This is a genomic window from Flavobacteriales bacterium, from assembly GCA_020435415.1.
Taxonomy (GTDB): domain Bacteria; phylum Bacteroidota; class Bacteroidia; order JACJYZ01; family JACJYZ01; genus JACJYZ01.
In genome coordinates, this window is sequence record JAGQZQ010000021.1 from 19490 (window position 1) to 41119 (window position 21630).

25 protein-coding genes are annotated in these 21630 nt (G+C 46.9%); 6 read left to right on the forward strand and 19 right to left on the reverse strand.

Going from position 1 to position 21630, the window contains the following annotated elements:
* Nucleotides 1-31: 31 nt before the first annotated feature.
* From KDD36_05450 to KDD36_05475, 6 genes are all read right to left on the reverse strand, one after another.
* A complete protein-coding gene (locus KDD36_05450; GenBank protein MCB0396074.1) occupies nt 32-601 on the reverse strand; it encodes a hypothetical protein in 570 nt (189 codons plus the stop codon).
* Between the two features lie 7 nt (nt 602-608).
* Nucleotides 609-1496, reverse strand: a complete 888-nt coding sequence (locus KDD36_05455; GenBank protein ID MCB0396075.1) for a ParB/RepB/Spo0J family partition protein — start codon at nt 1494-1496, stop codon at nt 609-611.
* Nucleotides 1483-2301 (reverse strand): ParA family protein, encoded by an 819-nt coding sequence (locus KDD36_05460; GenBank protein MCB0396076.1) that lies wholly within the window; start codon nt 2299-2301, stop codon nt 1483-1485. Before KDD36_05460 ends, KDD36_05455 begins: the two co-directional genes overlap by 14 nt.
* Before the next feature lie 11 nt (nt 2302-2312).
* Nucleotides 2313-2993 carry a metal-dependent hydrolase gene (locus KDD36_05465; protein ID MCB0396077.1) on the reverse strand — a complete coding sequence of 227 codons (681 nt, stop codon included), beginning with the start codon at nt 2991-2993 and terminating at the stop codon, nt 2313-2315.
* Between the two features lie 228 nt (nt 2994-3221).
* Nucleotides 3222-3620 carry a DUF3276 family protein gene (locus tag KDD36_05470; GenBank protein ID MCB0396078.1) on the reverse strand — a complete coding sequence of 133 codons (399 nt, stop codon included), beginning with the start codon at nt 3618-3620 and terminating at the stop codon, nt 3222-3224.
* Between the two features lie 385 nt (nt 3621-4005).
* Nucleotides 4006-5805 carry an ABC transporter ATP-binding protein gene (locus KDD36_05475; GenBank protein MCB0396079.1) on the reverse strand — a complete coding sequence of 600 codons (1800 nt, stop codon included), beginning with the start codon at nt 5803-5805 and terminating at the stop codon, nt 4006-4008.
* A 153-nt stretch (nt 5806-5958) separates the two neighbouring features.
* Between KDD36_05475 and KDD36_05480 the strand changes: the two genes are divergently transcribed.
* The 6 genes from KDD36_05480 (at nt 5959) to KDD36_05505 (ending at nt 10889) form a co-directional block, all read left to right on the forward strand.
* A complete protein-coding gene (locus tag KDD36_05480; protein MCB0396080.1) occupies nt 5959-6903 on the forward strand; it encodes a transcription antitermination protein NusB in 945 nt (314 codons plus the stop codon).
* Between the two features lie 44 nt (nt 6904-6947).
* The gene (locus tag KDD36_05485; GenBank protein ID MCB0396081.1) at nt 6948-7412 is read left to right on the forward strand and encodes a DUF1573 domain-containing protein; all 465 of its coding nucleotides are present in this window, start codon (nt 6948-6950) and stop codon (nt 7410-7412) included.
* Nucleotides 7413-7478: 66 nt separating this feature from the next.
* A complete protein-coding gene (yajC, locus tag KDD36_05490; GenBank protein MCB0396082.1) occupies nt 7479-7805 on the forward strand; it encodes a preprotein translocase subunit YajC in 327 nt (108 codons plus the stop codon).
* A gap of 12 nt (nt 7806-7817) precedes the next feature.
* Entirely contained in the window at nt 7818-8816 is a 999-nt protein-coding gene (locus KDD36_05495; protein ID MCB0396083.1) for a hypothetical protein, read from the forward strand.
* The gene (gene coaE / locus KDD36_05500; protein MCB0396084.1) at nt 8816-9418 is read left to right on the forward strand and encodes a dephospho-CoA kinase; all 603 of its coding nucleotides are present in this window, start codon (nt 8816-8818) and stop codon (nt 9416-9418) included. Before KDD36_05495 ends, coaE begins: the two co-directional genes overlap by 1 nt.
* Nucleotides 9381-10889: an NAD(P)H-hydrate dehydratase gene (locus KDD36_05505; protein MCB0396085.1), complete on the forward strand. Its 1509-nt coding sequence runs from the start codon at nt 9381-9383 to the stop codon at nt 10887-10889. Before coaE ends, KDD36_05505 begins: the two co-directional genes overlap by 38 nt.
* Before the next feature lie 24 nt (nt 10890-10913).
* Here KDD36_05505 and KDD36_05510 read toward each other — a convergent pair whose 3' ends face one another.
* From KDD36_05510 to KDD36_05570, 13 genes are all read right to left on the reverse strand, one after another.
* On the reverse strand, nt 10914-12434 hold the full coding sequence (locus tag KDD36_05510) for a serine hydrolase (protein MCB0396086.1): 1521 nt from the start codon (nt 12432-12434) through the stop codon (nt 10914-10916).
* 68 nt (nt 12435-12502) lie between these two features.
* Nucleotides 12503-12754 carry a hypothetical protein gene (locus KDD36_05515; protein MCB0396087.1) on the reverse strand — a complete coding sequence of 84 codons (252 nt, stop codon included), beginning with the start codon at nt 12752-12754 and terminating at the stop codon, nt 12503-12505.
* A complete protein-coding gene (locus KDD36_05520; GenBank protein MCB0396088.1) occupies nt 12747-13274 on the reverse strand; it encodes a DUF1572 family protein in 528 nt (175 codons plus the stop codon). The genes KDD36_05515 and KDD36_05520 overlap by 8 nt, the downstream gene beginning before the upstream one ends.
* The gene (locus KDD36_05525) at nt 13256-14797 is read right to left on the reverse strand and encodes a hypothetical protein (protein MCB0396089.1); all 1542 of its coding nucleotides are present in this window, start codon (nt 14795-14797) and stop codon (nt 13256-13258) included. Before KDD36_05525 ends, KDD36_05520 begins: the two co-directional genes overlap by 19 nt.
* An 82-nt stretch (nt 14798-14879) precedes the next feature.
* The gene (locus KDD36_05530) at nt 14880-15185 is read right to left on the reverse strand and encodes a type II toxin-antitoxin system RelE/ParE family toxin (GenBank protein ID MCB0396090.1); all 306 of its coding nucleotides are present in this window, start codon (nt 15183-15185) and stop codon (nt 14880-14882) included.
* A complete protein-coding gene (locus tag KDD36_05535) occupies nt 15178-15414 on the reverse strand; it encodes a hypothetical protein (GenBank protein ID MCB0396091.1) in 237 nt (78 codons plus the stop codon). The genes KDD36_05530 and KDD36_05535 overlap by 8 nt, the downstream gene beginning before the upstream one ends.
* Nucleotides 15415-15519: 105 nt before the next feature.
* Nucleotides 15520-16305, reverse strand: a complete 786-nt coding sequence (locus KDD36_05540; protein ID MCB0396092.1) for an alpha/beta fold hydrolase — start codon at nt 16303-16305, stop codon at nt 15520-15522.
* 22 nt (nt 16306-16327) lie between these two features.
* Nucleotides 16328-16699: a VOC family protein gene (locus tag KDD36_05545; GenBank protein MCB0396093.1), complete on the reverse strand. Its 372-nt coding sequence runs from the start codon at nt 16697-16699 to the stop codon at nt 16328-16330.
* Between the two features lie 11 nt (nt 16700-16710).
* Complete coding sequence (locus KDD36_05550; GenBank protein ID MCB0396094.1) at nt 16711-17991, reverse strand: adenylosuccinate synthase; 1281 nt, start codon at nt 17989-17991, stop codon at nt 16711-16713.
* A 6-nt stretch (nt 17992-17997) separates the two neighbouring features.
* The gene (locus KDD36_05555) at nt 17998-18360 is read right to left on the reverse strand and encodes an STAS domain-containing protein (protein MCB0396095.1); all 363 of its coding nucleotides are present in this window, start codon (nt 18358-18360) and stop codon (nt 17998-18000) included.
* A gap of 17 nt (nt 18361-18377) precedes the next feature.
* Complete coding sequence (locus tag KDD36_05560; GenBank protein ID MCB0396096.1) at nt 18378-18842, reverse strand: transcriptional repressor; 465 nt, start codon at nt 18840-18842, stop codon at nt 18378-18380.
* An 81-nt stretch (nt 18843-18923) separates the two neighbouring features.
* On the reverse strand, nt 18924-21116 hold the full coding sequence (locus KDD36_05565; GenBank protein ID MCB0396097.1) for a bifunctional (p)ppGpp synthetase/guanosine-3',5'-bis(diphosphate) 3'-pyrophosphohydrolase: 2193 nt from the start codon (nt 21114-21116) through the stop codon (nt 18924-18926).
* A gap of 71 nt (nt 21117-21187) precedes the next feature.
* On the reverse strand, nt 21188-21630 hold a 443-nt coding region (locus tag KDD36_05570), incomplete at its 5' end, for a transposase (GenBank protein ID MCB0396098.1).

Below are 21630 nucleotides of genomic sequence, written 5' to 3' on the forward strand. Positions count from 1 at the left end.
TACTCATATTCGGTTCAAAGAAAAGAAAAAATCATAACCGCAGGGTCAATGCCATGCCCAGTGGCTTGAAGCCGCTCCCGTATGAGGGAATAAATGAAGGTTGCCATCTCAGGCTCAGGTCATCGCTGACATCAAAGGTATAAAGATGCGCATCAACAGTGGCATCGATGATGTTGAGGCCGTATATCAGCCCCATGACAATGATGTCAAGGTCCCGGTATCTGCGGAAGTTATCTTGTGCGGCGAGCAAGCCGTCATCAGGAATAAGGCTGAGTTCCGGATCCTGTGCGCTCACGTTTTGATTTACACGTGCCACGTATTCATCCCGGTATAATTTGTATTGGGAGTGATTGTAGCGGGTAAGAAAATACATACCTGTCAGGCCACCATAGACAATGGGAATTTTCCAGTATTTTCTGTTATATGCTTGTCCAAGACCGGGTAGAACGGCAGAAAAGATGGCGGCCTTCCTCGGGGAGTGGGAGCGCGGTGTACTCAAATCCTGAGAAAAGGTTGGATATGAGATCAGGCTTGCACACGCGATAAGGATCAGGGTGATCAGTCGCAGGGGAGGTCGGTTACCAGATGTGCCTGGTTTCAATTTATGTTCAGGCGAGTCCAAGTTTGGATAACAATTCGGTAAATTCTTCTTCGGATGTGAAGGGGATCGTGATCTTGCCCTTGCCTTCCGACTGCATGGTCATTTGTGCTTTGGGGCCGAAATTCTGACGAAGCTCTTCGCTCACCTTCTGTAACTCGAAAGAGAGTGGTTTTGGTGTGGCTTTGCTCCGGTTTGATTTGGAAACGGCGCGGGCCATGGCCTCGGCATCTCTGACAGATAGTTGTTGATTCAGCAGGGATTGGAATAGTTTCAGTTGTTGCTCCTCATCGGGTACACCGGCGATGGCGCGGGCATGTCCCATGGATATCTTTCCATCGCGGATGGCCTGTTGAATTTCAATGGGAAGATGCAGGAGGCGCAGATAGTTGGCGATGGTAGAGCGTTTCTTTCCGAGTTTTTCACTCACCTCTTCCTGGGTAAGACTGCACTCATCTACCAGGCGTTTGCAGCTGATGGCGACTTCAATGGGATCGAGGTCTTCACGCTGAACATTTTCCACCAGTGCGATCTCGAGCATTGCCTGATCGTTGGCAACTCTGATGTAGGCGGGAATATCCTTAAGGCCTGCCAGGTGTGCAGCCCGGAAACGACGTTCACCGGAAATAAGCTGAAACTTATCGTAACCCAGCTTGCGAACAGTGACGGGTTGGATGATGTCATGTTCGCGAATGGAATCCGCCAGTTCATCAAGCTTTTCCTGGTCAAACTCCGATCTTGGTTGAAAGGGATTGGCTTCTATCTGGTCGAGGGGAATCCGTGTGATCGATCCTACCACCTTCTCCGCATCACCCGGGCCCATGGTGATGTCTGTTCCTGCGTTCTCCAGCAGAGCACTGAGGCCCTTTCCCAAAGCGTTTCTTTTACCGTTGCTCATCAGCTATGTCTATGATTTTGTCGGATTCTTTTATCCGTGTAAGTTCATTTTTCTGCAGAATCTCTCTGGCAAGGTTCAGGTAATTGAGGGAACCTTTGCTGCTTGCGTCGTGCATTATAATGGTTTTGCCAAAACTTGGTGCTTCCCCGAGTTTGGTGTTCCGTTGAATGATGGTGTCAAATACCATTTGCTGGAAATGGGTTTTTACCTCTTCTACGACCTGGTTAGACAGGCGCAGGCGAACGTCGTACATGGTGAGAAGCAGTCCCTCAATGGCGAGTTCGGGGTTCAGGCGTTGTTGAACGATCTTCACCGTGTGCAATAATTTGCCAAGTCCTTCCAGTGCAAAATACTCACATTGGATGGGGATGATCACGGAGTCTGCGCAGGTAAGTGCGTTGATGGTAACCAGTCCGAGTGATGGTGAGCAATCGATGATGATAAAATCGTATTGATCCTTTAGGGGGGTGAGTACCTCCTTCATCATATACTCCCGCCGGGGCATGTTGATCATTTCAATCTCTGCTCCGACCAGGTCGATGTGCGCCGGGATCAGGTCGAGGTAAGGGGTCTCTGTCTTTACGATGACATCCTGAGGGTTGGCATTGTTGATGATGCACTCGTAAATACTTGCTTTTTGTTCTCTTGGGTCAAGTCCCATTCCTGATGTCGCATTGGCTTGCGGATCCGCATCCACGACCAATGTTTTGCGTTCCAGCACAGCCAGCCCCGCGGCCAGGTTAATGGCGGTGGTTGTTTTTCCTACGCCTCCTTTTTGATTGGCTATTGCTATGATCTTTCCCATATAATCCTTTCTTACAGTTTGATGGTGTCTCCGATGCCAGGGAGATGCAGGTCAATTTGTTTGGCCTTTGCCTTCTTTTGCGCCACTTCTTTATCGATCACGATATAGGGGAAGGTGTCGTAATGAAGTCCTACGATCGAGGAACAGCCAACGAACTCAGCACATCTTAAAGCGTCATCGATGCCCATGGTAAAATTATCACCGATAGGAAGAAATGTTGTTTTGAGTGTCCTGCCTTCACCGTATAATTTCATGTCCATGGTCAGTGCGGTATCACCTGAATAGTAAAAGTCGTCTCCACCGGTTTCCACGACAAAGCCACCGGGGTTACCTCCATACGTGCCATCCGGCAATACGGAAGAGTGTATCGCAGCAACATACTGCACTGTGCCGAAATCAAACGTCTTTCTTCCACCGAAGTTCATCGGATGATATGCCGTGATGCCTTGGCTGGAAAACCAGGTGGCGATCTCAAAATTCGAAACCACAGTGGCACCGGTTCGCTTGGCAATGGATAACGCATCGGCCACATGATCTTCATGTCCATGAGACACCAGGATGTAATGTGCCTCAATTTGATCAATGTTGATATGTTTGGCCAATGGATTCGGAGTAATAAAGGGATCAAACAAAAGCTTGATGTCCCTGATCTCTACCAAAAAACAGGAATGACCGTAATAAGTGATATTCATTGTTGATTGGTGGTTTTAACCAGTTCATTTTCGGAGATAAGCAGACTTTCCTCCGAAGGTTAAAATTAAGACATTCTGTGATGTTGCCGGTGGATTTTTATGCACAATTGTTAATAAGTCGGCCTCTGCTGCCTTTGATTTCCACAGGTTTTAACCGGCAAGCAAATAAAAACCCATCCCGTACATGTCGGGATGGGTTTTCTTGATGAAGTATCTACGGATGATAGATCAGTTACGATCTACGGTTTCTTCAGCCAATATGCCTTCTTCCTTTTCAGAACCAAGATCTTCGAAGCTTACATCGGAAAATGGCGTGTTGCTGCTTTTTTCAACGTGCTTTTCTTCCCTTGGCTTTGATTCCTGTGTTACCGGCTGACTGGATTGTAATTCCACAATCTTACCGATCGTTTCTGAGAGACCATCACTGAACTTATCGAAATCTTCCTTGTAAAGGAACAATTTGTGCTTTTCGTAAAAGAACTTGTTTTCTTCATTGCTAAACCGTCTCTTACTTTCTGTGATCGTCAGGTAGTAGTCATTTGACCTGGTTGATTTGACGTCGAAAAAATACGTGCGCTTGCCTGCACGTACTACCTTAGAAAAAATCTCATCCTGATTCTGCTTCATGTCGTTTTCAAAATCTTCCATCTTTCTCACAATTGGTTAACAATTCTGTAGTGTTCGTTAAACTTGATGAGCAAACTTAAATATTATTTTCTATAAAACCATGTTTATCTGGAAAAAATATTCATTGGTGGGGCAAAAATGGACGAACACCGGAATGTGCCGGAAAGGTCGACTGGAAATAATTGGAAAGCCTGCCGTTGCCTGTCAAAATAGACAAAGCGATTAAATTTTAACATGTTTTTTGGAGGCGCCGACAACAAAATACCTGGGTTCGGGAGTTTTTTCAAGGCCTTATTTCTATGGTCGATTATCAAATGTCCGTTGTCTAATGTCAATTAACTATTGACCAATGCCCAACTCCTATGCAACGGATTCTATGTCCACATTATTTTTCTACGCTTCGCTCTTCTTTCAATTGCTTTTGATACAATTGTTCATAGGCCCCTTTTTGTGCAATTAATTCATCATGGCTTCCCTGTTCTATGATATGGCCTTGATCCATCACAATGATACGGTCGGCATTTTTTAGAGAGGAGACCCGGTGGCTTATGATCAGAGTGGTTCGTTTCTTGATAACCTCGCGGAGGTTTTGCAAAATATGTTCCTCTGTTTGAGTATCCACAGCAGATAAGCAATCATCAAAGACCAGGATATTAGGATTTCGAATGATGGCCCTGGCAATCGAAAGCCGTTGTTTCTGTCCACCCGAAAGGGTGATACCCCGTTCCCCGATGATGGTTTCGAATTTTTTTGGGAACTCCATGATGTTGTCATACACACCGGCTGTACGGGTGGCTGAAGCTATGGCCTGATCCACATCTCCTTCATATGGTTCATCTAAACCAAACCGGACGTTGTTGGCAATGGTATCTGAAAACAGAAAAACATCCTGAGGGACCATGCCCATGGATTTGCGTAATGAACCTGTCTCAAGCTCCCGGATAGGAATATCTCCGATTCGTATCTCACCTTCATTGGTGTCATACATTCTACAGATCAGTTGGGCAAGGGTGGATTTTCCCGATCCGGTCTTTCCTGTGATAGCCAGTGACCCACCCTCTCTGACTTTGAAGCTCAGGTTGTCTATCGCCTTGATTCCTGAGTCAGGGTAGGTAAAGCTGACATTTCTGAACTCAATGTCGAATTTTTCAGGAACCAATGTCCCGGTATTTATCACCTGTGGTTCGCTTTTTAGAAATTCATTGATCCTTTCCTGCGAGGCTGCTGCCCTCTGGATAATTGATGTGACCCAACCAACGGCGGTGAACGGCCATGTGAGCAAATTCACATAGATTACGAACTCGGCGATATTGCCAAGGGAAATATTTCCTGCGATCGCTTCCCGGCCACCTATATATATGGTAAGTAATGTGCTTATCCCGATCAGTAATGTCATGGCAGGTAAAAAAGCCGCATTGATGGTTACCAGCCTCAGGGAGGCATCCATATATCCCTGGGTGTGTGTCCGGAATTTATTTTCCCATGCATCTTCCCGAACATAGGCTTTAAGCACCCTGATACCGGAGAACGCTTCCTGCACAAATGTGGAGATGCCGGAGAGTTTGCGTTGGACCACTTCGCTGCGTTTATTGATAAGACTGCTTACCATGTATATGACCACTGAAAGGATGGGGAGGGGAAGCAACACGTAAAACGTGAGCCTTGCATTCACAGACAGCATGGTGCTGACCACAAAAACAAATACACAGAGGAGATTAATGGTATACATGATGGCCGGACCAATGTACATGCGCACCCGGGAAACGTCCTCACTGATCCTGTTCATGAGGTCGCCCGTATTGTTGAGTTTGTAAAAAGCGAGGTCGAGTTTCTGGTAGTGAGCAAAAATCTCATTCTTCAGATCAAACTCAATAAGCCTGGACATAACAATGAGCGTTTGTCTCATAAAAAACATAAATAGTCCCTTTGATAAGGCCATGCCTACAATGAGCCCGCCAAACAAAAGAAGGACTGCAGCCAGATGTCCATAAAGGTCCTGTGCCAGGTCAAAACCGGAAAACAAGCGATAGGTATGGATCGTTTCGGCCACCAGGTCAAATGCATGACGGATGATCTGTGCCGGAAAAATGGCAAAGGCGTTGGATATGGCAACGAAGAAGGCGCCAAACAGCAAGCGCACTTTGTACTTTACCAGATACTTATTGAGATAGCGTAATGACCGCATGTTACCGGATTGCCGAAGCGCCTGTGAAATCTCCCTCCGCTTGTGTTAAAAAATACCTTACTTTTGTTGCTTCCTGAGAAGATAAATATCTGATCAGCATTGCCAAAATTAGCTATTATCTGAGTATTCGAAAATGATTTGTTCTTTGCAGGTATGTTAAACCGTAGACATCTCAGGGTGAAAGTCATGCAATCCCTGTATGCATTTTTGCAATCGGACGGCCGGGATTCCCGTGCTGGTGAAAAGGAACTGATGACCAACATAGAGAAGACCTGGGATCTGTATCTGAATCTACTTCGCCTCATGTTGGATATCGCCGATTATGCTGAAAAGCAACTCACCGATGCCCACCTGAAATACCTGCCTACAGCCGAAGATCTAAATCCCAATTTGCGTTTTGTTCAAAACCGTGTGATCAATCAGATCCGCAATGCGAAAGAAGTCACCGAACTTCCGGCAACAAGGCGCATACGATGGAATGCAGATGAAAATGTGGTGAAACGCCTGTATAGTACCCTCAAGGAAAGTTCCCGATTCAAAGAGTATATGACTGCCAGTGAGGTAACCTATGCCGATGACCAACGCATGGCGGTTTTCTTAATTAATGGGGTGATCGCTCCTTCCGAAAGTGTTATGCAGCAGTTTGAGGATGACAGTATTTTCTGGGTGGATGATTTTGATTTTGCCTGTGCTCAGGTGATCAAAGTAATCCAGGATCTGGAATCGTCGGAAGATAAATTGCCCCACGAAGGATGGTTTGAGCTGGACAAAGAGGAGAAGGAGTTTGTACTGTCCCTTTTCAGGGAAACGATCGAAGGGAATGCCTATTTCTCAAAACTGATCGGTGATAAAACCAGCAACTGGGATGCAGATCGCATCGCCATGATGGATATGTTGCTGATGAAAATGGCCTTATGTGAATTCACTAAGTTTCCTACCATACCCGTCAAGGTATCCCTCAATGAATATATCGACATCTCAAAGTACTACAGTACGCCCAAGAGCAAGGTCTTTGTCAACGGCGTGCTGGATAAGATCCTCGGGGAGTTACGCATGCAGAAACTGATCGTGAAGACCGGACGTGGATTGGTAGAATAATGAAATGTATCTTTGAAATTAACTAACCCTCATTTACTATTACTATGAAAAGAATCGTTTTGGCATTCCTTGCTATCGGAATGGTTTACGCTTGCAATTCAGGTGAAAGTGGTGATCAAAGTCAGGACCTGTCTACAGACCTGGTCAATAACCCTCTCTCCGGAGAAGAAAGCGATCCGACCTCTTTGCCAACACTGACCCTGGATGAACCGGAATATGATTTCGGAACGATCTCCCAGGGAGAAAAAGTAGAAAAATCATTTACATTCAAAAACACTGGTAAGTCGGACCTTATTATTTCAAATGCAACAGGCAGTTGTGGTTGTACGGTTCCCACCTGGCCTTCAGCTCCGATTAAGCCAGGAGAAACCGGTGTAATTGAAGTGGTGTTCAACAGTGAAGGCAAAAGTGGTCACCAGGAAAAAACCGTGACCGTCATGGCCAATACCCAGCCGAACCGGTCTACTATCAAAATCTATGGCGAGGTGAATGCGCCTGAACAACAGTAAAAACCTTTTGGGTGATCTAATGAATGGGCACCTTCTTAAATAAGACTTGTTACTATGAATAACTCAATGCTTGTATTTTTTCTCCAGGAAGCTCCTAAGCCTGAGGGTGGCGGTTCTCAAATGCTTCTGATGTTCGGATTGATCTTTGTCGTATTTTATTTTTTCATGATCCGGCCTCAGATGAAGAAGGCAAAAGAACAAAAGAAGTTCCGTGAATCGCTGAAGGTGGGTGACAAGGTGATCACCATCGGAGGTATCCATGGAAAAATCAATGATATCAAAGAAACGGTAGTGGTGATTGAGGTTGAAGGCGGTAACAGGCTGAAAATCGAACGTAGCGCCATCTCTGCTGATTTTGCAAAAGACGCGGAACGCATGAAGCAGGGCGGATAAGCCCGTTGTCAGATGAATGCCAGGGATAATAAGGGAAAGTCAAATAAACCACCGGCGAAGAAAGGACGTCTGAACCGGCAGATGTATGTGTTTGTTTCCTGCCTGCTTTTGTCGGCGCTTTTCTGGCTCCTTATCACACTTTCCAATAATTTCACTACCCGGCTAACGGTGGGTTTGACCTATGAAGGGTTGCCTGAAGACAAGGTGTTGGTGAACAAACTTCCGGATCGTGCAGAGATGGAGGTATACGGTAATGGTTTTGACCTGCTGGGCATGGTGATGCGCGGTTCCCTGTTGAAGATGAATATTGATCTGGGGAGGATGCGTGCCGGAAGAGATGAGCGTGGCCACATGTACATACTTACAAATGCAAACCTTACATATTTCTCCTATTTGCTGGGAGATCAGGTAAGGGTCTCAGATGTGAAGCCCGATTCCCTCAGGCTAAGATATGATGTCAGGATTTCAAAAAAAGTTCCGATCCGGTTCAACGGAAACATCCGCTTTAGAAAGCAGTTTCAATTGAAAGATGAATTGATTATCCAACCGGATAGCATAGTCATTTCAGGACCCAATGTGGTGATTGCAGGTATTACGGAAATGCTCACGGAGAAACTGATGCTTGATGACGTCCATGAAACGTATAGCCATGTCCTATCCGTTCACGTGGATAGTGTAAATGGAACATATGAAGTGTCTCAGCGTCAGGTCAAGGTAGAGATTCCCGTTGAGTCATTCACAGAAGACAGTCGTATGGTGGCTGTGAGGTCGCAGCAAAAAGCGGATTCGGTGAACCTGAGGTTATTCCCTGATTCAATTAGGGTAACCTACCTTGTAGGACTCAGTCACATGGATGAGATTCGTTCTGAAGATTTTGAGGCGATTGTGGACCTCGGTACACAGGCGTTGACTGAAAACAAAACCCTGAAAGTAACCCTTGAGAAGAGCCCTGATTTTATCCGATCGGTGCGCATTCAACCGGCAAGGGTTGAATTCCTGATTCGTAAGTAATGCTGAAAGTAGGTCTTACCGGAGGGATAGGGAGCGGCAAAAGCCTGGTGTCAAAAATATTCCTGACCCTGGGTGTGCCCGTGTATTTTTCTGATGATGCCGCCAGAAAATTGACAGATACCGATCCTGATCTGAAGCAATCGATCATAGCCCTTCTGGGTGAACAATCCTATGGTCCCGATGGTTTGATGAACCGGAAATGGGTGGCTGGGAAAGTGTTCAAAGATCCAGCATTGCTGCAGAAATTAAATATGCTGGTGCACCCTGCTGTCGCCGTTGATTTTAAGCAATGGTTGGAAGCCCGCCATGATGTATCTTACGTTATACGGGAAGCTGCCATCCATTTTGAAAGCGGTGCGCATAAGGAAATGGATGTGATGATTACCGTTTCTGCACCAGAGTCTCTGAGGATTCAGCGCGTGATGAAGCGTGATGGAACAATGGAAAAAGAGGTTCGCTCCCGATTGGCAAATCAGCTGACCGATGAGGAACGGGAACAACGCAGCCAGTATGTTATTCGTAACAATGATCACCAATTGGTGATCCCGCAGGTATTACAAATTCATGAAAATATTAAGTCCACAGCAGATCAGAGAGGCTGACGCCTATACGATCTCACATGAACCCATCGCCTCCATCGACCTGATGGAGCGCGCTGCCAATGTGTGTGCTGAGTGGGTGACAGGTCATTTTCCTAAAAAAACCAGATTCGCCATCTTTTGCGGTATGGGTAACAACGGTGGCGATGGACTGGCCCTGGGACGTATCCTGGCTGATGAGCATATGGACATCGACATTTTCGTGTTGTGCCATTCTGAAAACGGTTCAGAGGAATTTGTGGTCAACAAAGGCAGGGTGGAGGCGATGAAACAGATAGGCCTGGCAGAGATTCGGAGTATCGATGATTTTCCTGCACTTGAGCCCGGTACTGTTATTGTTGATGCGTTATTTGGATCCGGCATCAATAGGGATATTTCCGGAGTATCCGGTGAGGTGATCAATAAAATAAATAGCCTCGATGCGATGGTTATTTCCATTGACCTGCCTTCGGGTTTGTACTGTGATGACAATGACGAACGGAAGGATGCGCATATCATCAGGGCAAGTCATACCCTTACTTTTCAACAGCCTAAACTGGCTTTTATGTTTTCATCCAGTGTGCACTTCACAGGTGACTGGCATGTGCTGGACATTGGCCTGGATCGCACGTTTCTGGCTGATGTGGCTGTGAAGGATCATTTCATTGAAGCAGGAGAAGTGAGGGGCTTTTACAGGCAGAGAGCGCGATTCGGACATAAAGGTACCTATGGACATAGCCTTTTACTGGCCGGAAGCTACGGTAAGATCGGGGCGGCCGTCCTTGCATCCAGGGCCGCGTTGAGGAGTGGAACGGGATTGCTTACTTCTGCCATTCCCCGGTGTGGATATGATATTTTGCAATCCGTTGTTCCGGAAGCCATGGTAATAACGGATGAAGACGAGCATTTCCTGACCCAATGTCCGCCACTGGCACACTATCGCGCCATCGCAATGGGACCGGGTATAGGTACGGAAACCCAAACGGCTAATGTGCTGAAAGTACTGATCCAGGAATGCAAAGTGCCGCTGGTGCTGGATGCGGATGCACTGAATATTCTGGCCGAGCATCCTACCTGGCTGTCGTTCCTGCCGCCGGGTACGATCCTCACGCCCCATCCGGGAGAATTTGAGCGATTGGCAGGTGTTTCATCCGGTGACCATGATCGTTATCAACGTCTGAAATCATTTGCCGCCAAATACCAGATTTTCGTCATTCTCAAAGGAGGTATAACAGCCACTGCTGGTCCGGATGGTCGTTGCTTCTTTAACTCTACAGGTAATCCGGGAATGGCCACCGCGGGCAGCGGTGATGTCCTGACCGGGGTATTGCTGGGTTTGCTTGCCCAGGGCTATTCTGAATTTGAGGCTTGCCTCCTGGGCGTTTACATACATGGCCTGGCTGGTGACCTGGCTCTGCAGCGTCAAAGCCAGGAATCACTGTTGTCCGGGGATCTGTGTGACTGGTTTGGACAGGCCTTTCAAACGTTGGCCTGATTCATATTTTCCCCTTGCAGCAATCTATTTGGACTTTTCCGCCGGTTTCTTTTTGAACTCAAGTTCTTCAAACCAGAAGTCGTTGTTGGGAACGAATATCTTCATTTCTTCAACCAGCCCATCGGCATTCAGGATGAAGGTTACCGTACCTTCGGGTAAATAGGGGAAGTCAGCAAAATACACATTGAAAGTGTCGTAGTGTTTGTGGGTAAGCGGTGCATGGAAGGCCGGTGTTGGTTCCATTTGAAGGTGTAATTTCCCGTCCTTTAACGTAACGGTGGCGTCACCGTAAAGGTCGCCTGTGTATGTACCGGTATATGCCTGCAAGGGAAGACTGTGTAGCGTTTCGATGGGCTCGGCTTCTTCCTGGTCAGCCAGTCTTTCCTCGTATTCCTTCTTACGCTCCAGGGCTTTTGCATTCCAGTCGGTTTGCTCGCCGCCCAGATAGCTATCAAGAATTTTGTAGATGATGGGTTGGAGTGCTCCTTCCATGGCATTGGTAAGGATCACAAAACCAAGATTTTTTTCCGGTACCATGACCACTTGTGAGAGCATGCCGATGTATCCTCCGCCATGGTTTACCACCTTGGCGCCTTTGTAGTCGAATGTGAACCAACCCAGGGCAGCAGCGCGGAAATGAATGCTGGGATACATCGCCTTGCTTCGTCCTGAAACAGGCAAAGCATTATGTGCTTCCCACATGGTTTGCTGCGTTTCTTCGCTGAAAAACTTATGGTCGTTAAGGGTGCCGTGGTTCAGTTGCATTTTCAGCCAGGATGAAAGATCATTGACGCTGGCGATGATCCCTCCCGCAGGTCCCATATTGTCCCAGTTCTCCCATGCAATGGGTTTTTGTACGCCTTTCTCGTTTACATGCGGGGCAGCTACATCTTTCCTGTCTTTCAGGTCATTGGTGGACATGACGCTCTCGTTCATGTTCAGCGGCCCGAAGAAATTTTCTCTGACATAGGCTTCCCAGCTTTTACCGGTAACCGCTTCGATCACTTCTCCGGCGGTGATGAACATAATGTTGGAGTAGCCATAACCGGCACGGAAATCATAGGTGGGTTTCAGGTACCTGGCGCGTTGTACGATCTCTTTTCTGGAATAGGTGGTTGAGTTCCAGAGCAAGTCTCCGGAAAATGTTCTGAAGCCTACCCTGTGACAGAGCAGGTCACGTATGGTGATGTGTGCTGTGATCCAGGGATCGTGTAATTTGAACCAGGGCAGGTGGTCTGTTACTTTATCGTCCCATTTTAGTTTGCCTTCATCAACAAGTTTCGCGATACAAGCAGATGTGAATGCCTTGGAATTCGAAGCAATGGCATATAAGGTATGCTCGTCTGCCGGTTCGGGTTTGCCTGCTTCTCTTACGCCATATCCTTTGGCGAGCACCACTTTACCATCTTTGACGATGGCCACGGAAAGTCCCGGGACGTTCCAGTCCTTGCGGACCTGTTCGATATATTTATCAAGGGCTTTGAGGTCCTGACCGTGTAAAATTGTGGATAATGTCAGGCAAAGGAGAAGCAGAATCTTTTTCATGGGACGAATGGTTTGCGGGCAAATATACATATCCTGGCAGGATGCCTGCTTTCAATTATCGGACATGTTTAGTTTTTGATCTTTGACATCAGCTCATTGAAAGATGCTTCTGAAACCTCCAGGCAATTGTGGTGGGTATTATGAATCAGGTCTTGTATCAAAACCCTGTCCGGGTAGGTCCTTGCAGTAAAGGTGGATAGGGTATGCTTGTCTCCCGTAATGGTGATCTCATCAAACTGTGTTTCCGACCTGATCCGGAACCAATGTTTGTGATTGGAATAACATCTGTACACCGGAAAGATGGTGAGGGGGTCAGTCATGCTTGTTCTTTTGGTTGAGATCAATGTTGGCATAAAAGCCCAGATCCTCTCCCGTGAGTAGTTTCGTAAGCAGCGCAATCTGCCCCATGTGGTATGACAAATGTTCGGTGACATGAATGACCATGGCCATGCCACTCATGGTGAAGCCTTGCACGGAGTATGTTTTTAACAGGTCTTTTTCTGAGGCACTTTGGATGACATCGACCACCTCTTCCAGTGTTTTGTTGAATGTGGCAACCAGCACCTTCTTTTGCGGACCGGCTTCAGTATTGAATTCGCTATCCCGTTCACGCATGTCCGGTTGGTTTCCCAGGGCTGAGATGATGTATTGACGGGCATTGCCGCAAAGGTGTAGAACCAGGTTGCCTATGGAGTTTGTAACGTTGTTGAGACGCTGCCAAAGCTGGTCTTCGGAAATCCGTGCCAGACAGTTTTCCAGTCTCCCGGGGTTTTCATTTATCCTGAAAATGCATTGGTCCCGGAATTCCGACAGCGCTTTGTTTAAAGGGTCGCCGGCCATTGAAAGATATCATTTTGATTGGCAGGACGGACATTTTCCATCCAGCGGAATTTCTTCAGACGAAGTTCGGACGGGGGGATATCGTTGATGGGAAACAGGGTCGCATCAGGTTGTGTGATAAACGTAATGGACTTCACCTTGTTCTCCTTCATGAAGATCATCATGTCGCTGCATTCGGCTTTGTTCACGCCGATCATCTCCTCCTTGTCGTTTTTGGCGAAGTAAATGGTTTGGCCATTGCCTACCACGTTGATCTTGTGTAAGCGATTCTTATTAAAAAAGCCGGTCATGTCACGGCCTTTGATCTGGTTGAACCGGCTGCTGTCTTCCTGGGATATGATCATGGCTTCTTCATTCATTAACAGCTTTTGAACTTTTCCATCCCAAAGCCGAAGCCGGATAATGCCGGAGGTCATCTGGTTTTCTTCAGACCACAGGACCGGCTTCCCATACATCGTAATGGTTGAATCCGCTTCCCGGTATATGAGGGAGTCGCATTGGCCCTGCATGTCGCTTTTGTAGAACCTGACCTTGTTATAGGCATACAAGGTTTTGTTGTGAGAGACGGAGTCTTCCCGGGTTCGGAGTGTATCCGCATGCAGGTATAACGAATCGCTGTCCATCACCATGATCAGGAGAACATGGCCGGTCACAAAACTGCTGTCCATCTTTTGCATGTATTCTGCATAGTCGCCTCTGACCAGTGTATGCTGTGCGGTATCCAGGATCTCCACCTGACGGAATATTTTCCCTATCCCCGTATTCTTGTCGAAAACGATGCTGTCACCTTTCAGGCGCTGATTTCCTGATGCGATGGAAACATTGGTGTTGTATTCAAGCTGATCGGTGCGTGTATTGTACCAGCCGTTCTCACAGTACACCGTGTTGCCTTCACCTTCGATGTAGGTAGGTCCCAGAAAGGTGGACCGGTGGGTGATGGTGTTGTATTTCAAAGTGTCGGTTGAGATCTCGTATTGTTTGCTGAAAAGTTTTACGCTGTCTTTGAAGAAATACGTAGAGGAATTAGCGTCATAGGTACCACTGCGGCTCCTTAGGCGGTTGTCTTTATCAATGATCTCACCACCGCCGGTATATAGTGCCTGCTTGCTGTCTGTATGATAGATCATGCGGTTGGTGGTAAGACTGGAGGAGGGGGTTTGCAGGCGGATGTTGTGATAAAGATTTGCTGTGCGCGTATTTCCTTCATAGAGCAGAGAATCTCCTGAGATCGTAAGGGTATCATTATGGTTGATGACCACATGGCCGAAAGCCTGAAACCGGTTGGCGCCGCTATACAGCCAGGCGCTATCACAGGAGAGCAGGGCGCCTTCATGTTCCAGGATTACGTTGCCCACAAGCCGTTGTACATTTCCTATTTGCTGGCGGTCGAAGAGTAGATCATCGGCCTGCTTGATGCGCACCTCCTTTGGCTTTTGTGCAAAACCAACCAGTGAGACGCATACCATGATGATCAGGACAATGCCTTTTAAGAAAAGACTGCGATGAGGGTTTGTTTTATTCATAGCCCGATTTCGATGAACCGTGTGCTAAAATTATACCAAATTTTTGTTGTGTTCGAATTCTGACGCGTGGTTTATAATTGTGTCACAACCACTTTGCAAGATCACAGCGATTGTCGATGAGAGCCAATACTTCAATTTGATTCTTTCGAATCCGGTAAAAGGCGGATAGCTCACGACTTATAACTGCGCGCCGAATTCTTGTCTTTTGTCTGGAGGTAGGGTATAATTTAGGGAAGTAGGAAATGGCTTCTTCAAAAGCGTTAAGAAGTTCGAAGAAGCTGTTCACTTCTGTGTCGGAGAAGTTTTCTTTAAGATATCTTCTGATGTTTATTGCATGGTTCATGGAAGCTTTGGTCCAGATAACTGTACTTCTGGTGTTTTCAGTCATCCTTCAAATGCTTCCAAAATTGCTCTGATGAAATGGTATTTTTCTCATCTGCATCTTTTATTCCTCTCAGAACTATGTTCTGTTGTTCAGTGGATAACTGATCCCACCAATCGTCCTTTGATCTTGAAGTTTTCAATCCTTCCAGAAAAGCAAGCATACGGACATCGGAAAGTTGGTTAATCCAAGCGATCAGATTAAGCTTCAATTGGTTTATTTCGCTTGTAGACATGCGTTGGCAGGTGAGAATCAAATATAAGGAATTAATATGTGCATAAAAATTCAAGGTGCCAATGATAAACTTAAGAATTATTTATCGGTGCTTTGATGTATCAGGTTAATCCAGCAAGGTTTTTAAGGTATGCTGATATGATTTATTATCTGTCATTCCGTTGTGCCCCATTCCATATAAAGTGATAAGTGTATCCTGCGCCTTAAACTCTTCCTGAAGTTTTAACGAAGCCCCGTAGTATATGACCTCATCCTGGTTCCCATGAAAAACAACGACGGGCATCTCACAACCTTTGAGGTATTTGTTGGTCTCAAGCTTATATTTCAGGATGAATGCTGGAATGACCGGGAACATGTGATTCATCAGGTCGGTCAAGCTGTAGTAAGGTGCCTGGAGGATTAACAACCGTGGGTTGTTATCAGAAGCTAATTTGGCAGCCATTCCTGTTCCAATGGAGTATCCGAGCACGATGATGTCCTTTTCGTGATACCGCTTTTTCAGTTCATTGTAAACCGTTCGGTTGTCTTCAAACAACTGATCCTGGCTGGTGATATGACCCTGACTCTTACCATATCCCCGGTAGTCAAATATAAAAAGGTCATAGCCAAGATCGGTATAGGTTTGTGCAACGTTACCCCAGGTGTCCAATGCACCTGCGTTTCCGTGCAGGTATATGATAAGTCCTTTGGGTGTGTTCGCCTTGAACAGAAGTCCGTTTAGTACGGTGCCATCGGTTGTTTTTATGCTTAACTCTTCGAACGGCTGTTCAAATTGAAACTGGTGATCTTCCGTTAACTTCTGAGGAAAAAAGATAAGTTTCTCCTGAAAGGAGTAGATCGCTAAAAACAGCGAGAAGCAGATGACTAAGATGACGGTTGTTACTATGAACAGAACTTTCTTCAACGAAGTTCACTTAAACATGCTGGTCCACCAACACCGGGTTCCCATCCGGATCCAGCACAATAAAACTCGCAGGACCTGTGGTGCTCTCATCAACCTCCGATTCCAGTTTGATCCCTTTGGCTTTTAATTGCTTCTGGATGTCCCGGACATCATCGAAAGGCTCCACCTTATTGGCATTTTCATCCCATCCCGGATTGAAGGTCAGGATGTTTTTTTCGAACATACCCTGGAACAATCCGATGATGGCATGGCCATGCTTCATGATGAGGTAGTTCTTCTCCATATCACCGGCAAAGACTGTGAATCCGAGGTTTTCGTAAAAAGTCCTGGATGCCTGAAGGTCCTTGACGGTAAGACTGAGCGAAAATACGCCTGGATTCATGTCCTTATGTTTTATGCCGGAATTCTCTGTCTTATCAACGTCTGACTTCTATCCGGGCCTACCGATACAATAGAGATCGGGAGTTGAAGCGCCTCTTCCAGATACTCCACATAACCCTGAAGGGCACCGGGTAACTGTCCGGGGTCTGTCAGTTTGGTGAGGTCTGTTTTCCAACCGGGCAGATCCTGGTAAACAGGTTCTATTTCCGCATTGCAGATGTCGTATGGGAAGCGGTCGGTCAGTTCACCGTTGACTTTGTATTGCGTGCATACCTTGATCGTGTCGAAGTTGCTCAGTACATCTGCTTTGGTCATGATGAGATGGGTGACACCATTCAGCATAATGGTATACTTCAGGGCCACCAGATCCAGCCAGCCGCAACGTCTGGGTCTGCCGGTGGTGGCACCGAATTCGTGACCGGTCTGCCGAAGTTCCTCGCCGGTTTCATCAAGCAGCTCGGTGGGGAAGGGGCCACTGCCCACACGGGTACAGTAGGCCTTGAATATTCCGTAAACATCACCGATACGTGATGGGGGGATACCCAGACCGGTGCATGCACCTGCAGCCAGCGTATTGCTTGAGGTTACGAACGGGTACGAGCCGAATTCAATGTCAAGCAGTGAGCCCTGGGCGCCTTCTGCCAGCACTTTCTTGCCGCGGTCCAGGTGATCATTCACGACATGCTCACTGTCTACAAGTTTAAGTTTATCAAAGATTTTAATGGCCTCGAACCACTCTTTTTCCAACTTGTCCAGGTCGTCATCTATGCCGAAGAAGGCCAGCAGTTGTCTGTGTTTTTCCACCAGGTCATCATACCGTTTCCTGAAAGAAGGACTGGCCAGATCACCCACGCGGATACCATTACGACCCGTCTTGTCCATATAGGTTGGGCCGATGCCTTTCAATGTGGAGCCGATCTTATCCTTCCCTTTGGCTTTTTCGGAAGCGGCATCCAGCAACTTATGTGTGGGCAGGATGAGATGTGCTTTACGGGAGATGCAAAGACGTTCATATACCGGGTGACCGTGTTCGCTGATCTTTTCGATTTCCTTTAACAGAATGACGGGATCAATGACCACACCATTGCCAACGATATTCACTGCGTCGGGATGAAATATGCCGGAAGGAATCGTGTGTAGTACATGCTTGAAGGCATCGAATTCGAGGGTGTGGCCTGCGTTGGGACCGCCCTGGAAACGTGCTACTACGTTGTAATGTGGGGTCAGAACATCTACGATCTTTCCTTTGCCTTCATCTCCCCACTGCAGTCCGAGTAATACATCTGCTTTCATCTTCATTCAAATATTTTCAGTTTGTTTTTGGAACAGGTCTTTGGCCTCCTCAAGGGTGTCACAGATCGTGAATATGGCGTTCAGCTTGGTGGTCAGGTAAAGTTCCTTCACTTTGTCAGACAGGTGTACAACGATCAGTTCACCACCGTTGTTCCGTGTTTTAGTAAGCATGCGTATCATGAGGTTCAGTCCCGAGCTGTTCATCTGAGGAACATCGGACATGTCCACAATGAAACGGGTCTTGCCTTCTTCAATCTGGGCAGCCAGTTCATCCAGGAGATCCTTTCCATCGTGTGGTTCCAGTAATTTTCCGTGAATGGTGATGAGGCCGAAAGCGCCTTCATCTGTCATATTGTAATTTAATGTCATGGGAAGTGAAGGGGTGTTTAATTATTCTTGGTTTGGGCGCATGATTTACAAAGTCCGTACATGTTCAGTGCATGATGCAATACCTGAAAGCCGGTGATCTTTTCAACGGTGTTCATGATGTTTTGAATGCGTGGGTCACAGAATTCGATGACCTGATGGCACTCGGTACACACCAGATGGTCGTGTTGCTTTGATTTGTAAGCGCTTTCAAACTGTGCAATGTTCTTTTTAAACAAGTGTTTCCTGACCAGGTTGCAGGCCAGCAGTAACTCGATGGTATTGTAGAGTGTGGCCCGGCTTACCCGGTAATTCTTATTCTTCATTTTAACATACAGCGATTCGATGTCGAAGTGGCCTTCCCGGGTGTAAATTTCGTGCAGGATGGCAAACCGCTCCGGTGTTTTTCTGTGGCTATGCTTTTCCAGGAAAGCAGAAAATATACTTTTAACGGTTTCCTGAATCTGTTTTTCCTCTGAACCCATCGCGTTCGGAAATTGCTGTATCAATGCCATGAAGGTACGAAAAAATGGGTGTTCAATGGTAATGTAATGGTGTTGTCATCTTCAGCTGATCCGATCCACGGAATGCACGCCATGTACTTTCTTTAGCTGGTTGATAAGACTTGTAAGATGGTCCGTATCGTGCACATACACCATCACCGTGCCCTCAAAAGTGCCATCCATGGTATCAAAACTGATGGAACGCATGTTTACGTTATGTTGATCGGAGATGACCCGGGTGAGGTTGTTCACCAATCCCACCTCGTCAATTCCGGTGATCCGTATGCCTGCCAGGAAGGCAATGGATTCCTGACCCATCCATCGTGCCTTTACAATGCGGTACGCATAGTTCGACATGAGCTCGATGGCGTTGGGGCAATTGGTCCGGTGTATTTTTATTCCTTCGTTGATGGTCACAAAACCAAACACGTCGTCACCCGGGATCGGGTTACAGCATGGAGACAATTTGTATTCGATCTTGTCCATCTGATCGCCAATCACCAGCATCCCTGATTTGCCGCGTGCTTCTGCTACGATCTCTTCAAGCGTTTTTGTTCCTTTTCCAGATTTGCTTGGTGAATGCAGCTGACCATTCATCACCTTGAACTTCTTCAGGTCTTTCAGGTTGATCGCATTCATGGCGATGCGGTAATACAGCTCCAGACTGCTGGTGACCCGGAAGTGGTGTTGCAGTTCGCTGATGTTTCCGGTGCTGGGTTCCAGTCCCATACTTTCCAGCTTCTTTCTTAGCTGTGTCTTTCCTTCCTCTGCGACCTTTCTCTTTTCTTCCTTGAGAACGTTTTTGATCTTGGACTTGGCTTTGGCGGTGACCACATAATTGAGCCATTCATCCTTGGGCTTTTGTTTGGATGAGGTGATGATCTCTACCTGATCCCCACTGCGCAGTGTATGGCTTAACGGGACAAGTTTATGGTTAACCTTGGCGCCCAGGCAGGCAGAGCCCACATCGGTGTGGATATCAAAGGCAAAGTCCAGGGCGGTGGCTCCGGATGGCAACGTTTTGAGTTCTCCGCGCGGTGTGAAAACGAATATTTCGTCGGCAAACAGGTTAAGTTTGAAGTCGTCGATGAAGTCCAGTGCATTGGGTTCCGGATTTTCGAGCATCTCCCTGATTTTTCTGATCCATTCTTCCAGGGCATGTTCCGAAACGCTATCCTTGTATTTCCAATGGGCGGCATAACCTTTCTCCGCAATCTCATCCATTCGTACGGTCCGTATCTGTACCTCAACCCATTTTCCTTCGGGACCCATCACGGTTGTATGGAGTGACTCATACCCGTTGGCCTTTGGTGTGGATATCCAGTCACGCAGCCTGTCCGGGTTAGGGTGATAGTAGTCCGTAACCACTGAATAAGCACGCCAGCAGTCGGCCTTTTCCTGATCTTCCTGCGAATCCAGGATGATTCGGATGGCGAAAATATCATATACTTCTTCGAACGGGATCCCCTTCTTCTTCATCTTACTCCAGATAGAGAATACGGATTTGGGTCTTCCCTTGATGCTGTACTTCAGTTGTTGCTCGTCGAGTGGCTTCTTGAGTTTGGTAATGAAGCGATTGATGAAACGGTTCCGTTCCTTTTGTGTCTCGATGAGCTTTTGTTCGATGGAGTTGTAGACTTCGGGTTCGGTGTATTTGAGGCCGAGGTCCTCAAGCTCGGTTTTGATCGCATTCAGTCCCAGGCGGTGTGCCAGTGGAGCATAAAGGTAAAGCGTTTCTGAGGCGATCTTGAGTTGCTTTTTTCTGTCCAGAGATTCCAGCGTACGCATATTGTGCAGCCGGTCTGCAAGTTTTATAAGGATGACCCGAACGTCGTCGGACAGGGTAAGCAACATCTTCCGGAAATTCTCCGCCTGCATGGAAGAGCTGTTGCCGGTAACGCCGGATATTTTTGTGAGTCCATCGATGATCCTGGCCACCTTTCCGCTGAACAAACGCCGGATGTCATCCAGCGTGATCTCTGTATCCTCTACAACGTCATGAAGCAATGCTGCTACAACAGACGTTGTACCCAGGCCGATCTCACCTGCGGCAATCCGTGCAACGGCAAGTGGATGGAAGATGTATGGCTCTCCCGATTTTCGGCGCATGTCCATATGCGCTTCCATCGCCGTGTTGAAGGCTTTTCTGATCTGCTGCTTGTCGTGGCGTGTCACACTGCGGCGACAGTCCCTGAGCAGTGCCCGGTACTTGTTAAGGATTTCCTTCTTTTCCTGTTCCCTGTCTATCACTTGCATAGTCTACCAAAGGTAAGAAGTTAGTCGATAGTCGATAGTCGATAGTAGTTAGTAGTTAACGCGTTGACCACTTAGTCAGCCAAAGCATGTTTTAAGTGATTGACAGGTCTATTATTCTGGCAATTGATCATTTGTAGTGCTGCTACGGCAGCTATCTTAGAGATTATTCTGGCTCTTATACCGTTAAATGATTTAGCGTAATTTCTTTTCAACATCATCTGATCACAAAGTTGTGAGAATAGTGTTTCAATTCGTTTGCGCTTGCTTTTAAAGATTTTGGGATAGGTGGTATAATTACGTTGCCCCCTTCGCATGGGTGTGGCCATCAATATCTTGTTTTCTTCAAACAATTCCAGTTGTTTAGGTGCTGAGAGATACCCCCTGTCAGCCAGAACAGTACTGCCTTCCATGTCTTCCATATATTTGAATTCCTCCAGGTAATGCACATCATGTATGCTCGCCTTGGTCAATTCCATTGACTTGTACACTCCATCGATGGAAGTAACCAACTGGA

Coding starts and splice junctions, on each gene's coding strand:
- KDD36_05520 (MCB0396088.1), bottom strand. CDS start 13,274: ATGGCCGGCGACCCTTTAAACAAAGCGCTGTCGGAATTCCGGGACCAA.
- KDD36_05535 (MCB0396091.1), bottom strand. CDS start 15,414: ATGTCTACAAGCGAAATAAACCAATTGAAGCTTAATCTGATCGCTTGG.
- KDD36_05550 (MCB0396094.1), bottom strand. CDS start 17,991: ATGAAAGCAGATGTATTACTCGGACTGCAGTGGGGAGATGAAGGCAAA.
- KDD36_05565 (MCB0396097.1), bottom strand. CDS start 21,116: ATGCAAGTGATAGACAGGGAACAGGAAAAGAAGGAAATCCTTAACAAG.
- coaE (MCB0396084.1), top strand. CDS start 8,816: ATGCTGAAAGTAGGTCTTACCGGAGGGATAGGGAGCGGCAAAAGCCTG.
- KDD36_05505 (MCB0396085.1), top strand. CDS start 9,381: ATGAAAATATTAAGTCCACAGCAGATCAGAGAGGCTGACGCCTATACG.
- KDD36_05530 (MCB0396090.1), bottom strand. CDS start 15,185: ATGACTGAAAACACCAGAAGTACAGTTATCTGGACCAAAGCTTCCATG.
- KDD36_05510 (MCB0396086.1), bottom strand. CDS start 12,434: ATGAAAAAGATTCTGCTTCTCCTTTGCCTGACATTATCCACAATTTTA.
- KDD36_05455 (MCB0396075.1), bottom strand. CDS start 1,496: ATGAGCAACGGTAAAAGAAACGCTTTGGGAAAGGGCCTCAGTGCTCTG.
- KDD36_05515 (MCB0396087.1), bottom strand. CDS start 12,754: ATGACTGACCCCCTCACCATCTTTCCGGTGTACAGATGTTATTCCAAT.
- KDD36_05475 (MCB0396079.1), bottom strand. CDS start 5,805: ATGCGGTCATTACGCTATCTCAATAAGTATCTGGTAAAGTACAAAGTG.
- KDD36_05480 (MCB0396080.1), top strand. CDS start 5,959: ATGTTAAACCGTAGACATCTCAGGGTGAAAGTCATGCAATCCCTGTAT.
- KDD36_05560 (MCB0396096.1), bottom strand. CDS start 18,842: ATGGGTTCAGAGGAAAAACAGATTCAGGAAACCGTTAAAAGTATATTT.
- KDD36_05460 (MCB0396076.1), bottom strand. CDS start 2,301: ATGGGAAAGATCATAGCAATAGCCAATCAAAAAGGAGGCGTAGGAAAA.
- KDD36_05495 (MCB0396083.1), top strand. CDS start 7,818: ATGAATGCCAGGGATAATAAGGGAAAGTCAAATAAACCACCGGCGAAG.
- KDD36_05545 (MCB0396093.1), bottom strand. CDS start 16,699: ATGAATCCAGGCGTATTTTCGCTCAGTCTTACCGTCAAGGACCTTCAG.
- KDD36_05465 (MCB0396077.1), bottom strand. CDS start 2,993: ATGAATATCACTTATTACGGTCATTCCTGTTTTTTGGTAGAGATCAGG.
- KDD36_05555 (MCB0396095.1), bottom strand. CDS start 18,360: ATGACATTAAATTACAATATGACAGATGAAGGCGCTTTCGGCCTCATC.
- KDD36_05525 (MCB0396089.1), bottom strand. CDS start 14,797: ATGAATAAAACAAACCCTCATCGCAGTCTTTTCTTAAAAGGCATTGTC.
- KDD36_05470 (MCB0396078.1), bottom strand. CDS start 3,620: ATGAAGCAGAATCAGGATGAGATTTTTTCTAAGGTAGTACGTGCAGGC.
- KDD36_05485 (MCB0396081.1), top strand. CDS start 6,948: ATGAAAAGAATCGTTTTGGCATTCCTTGCTATCGGAATGGTTTACGCT.
- yajC (MCB0396082.1), top strand. CDS start 7,479: ATGCTTGTATTTTTTCTCCAGGAAGCTCCTAAGCCTGAGGGTGGCGGT.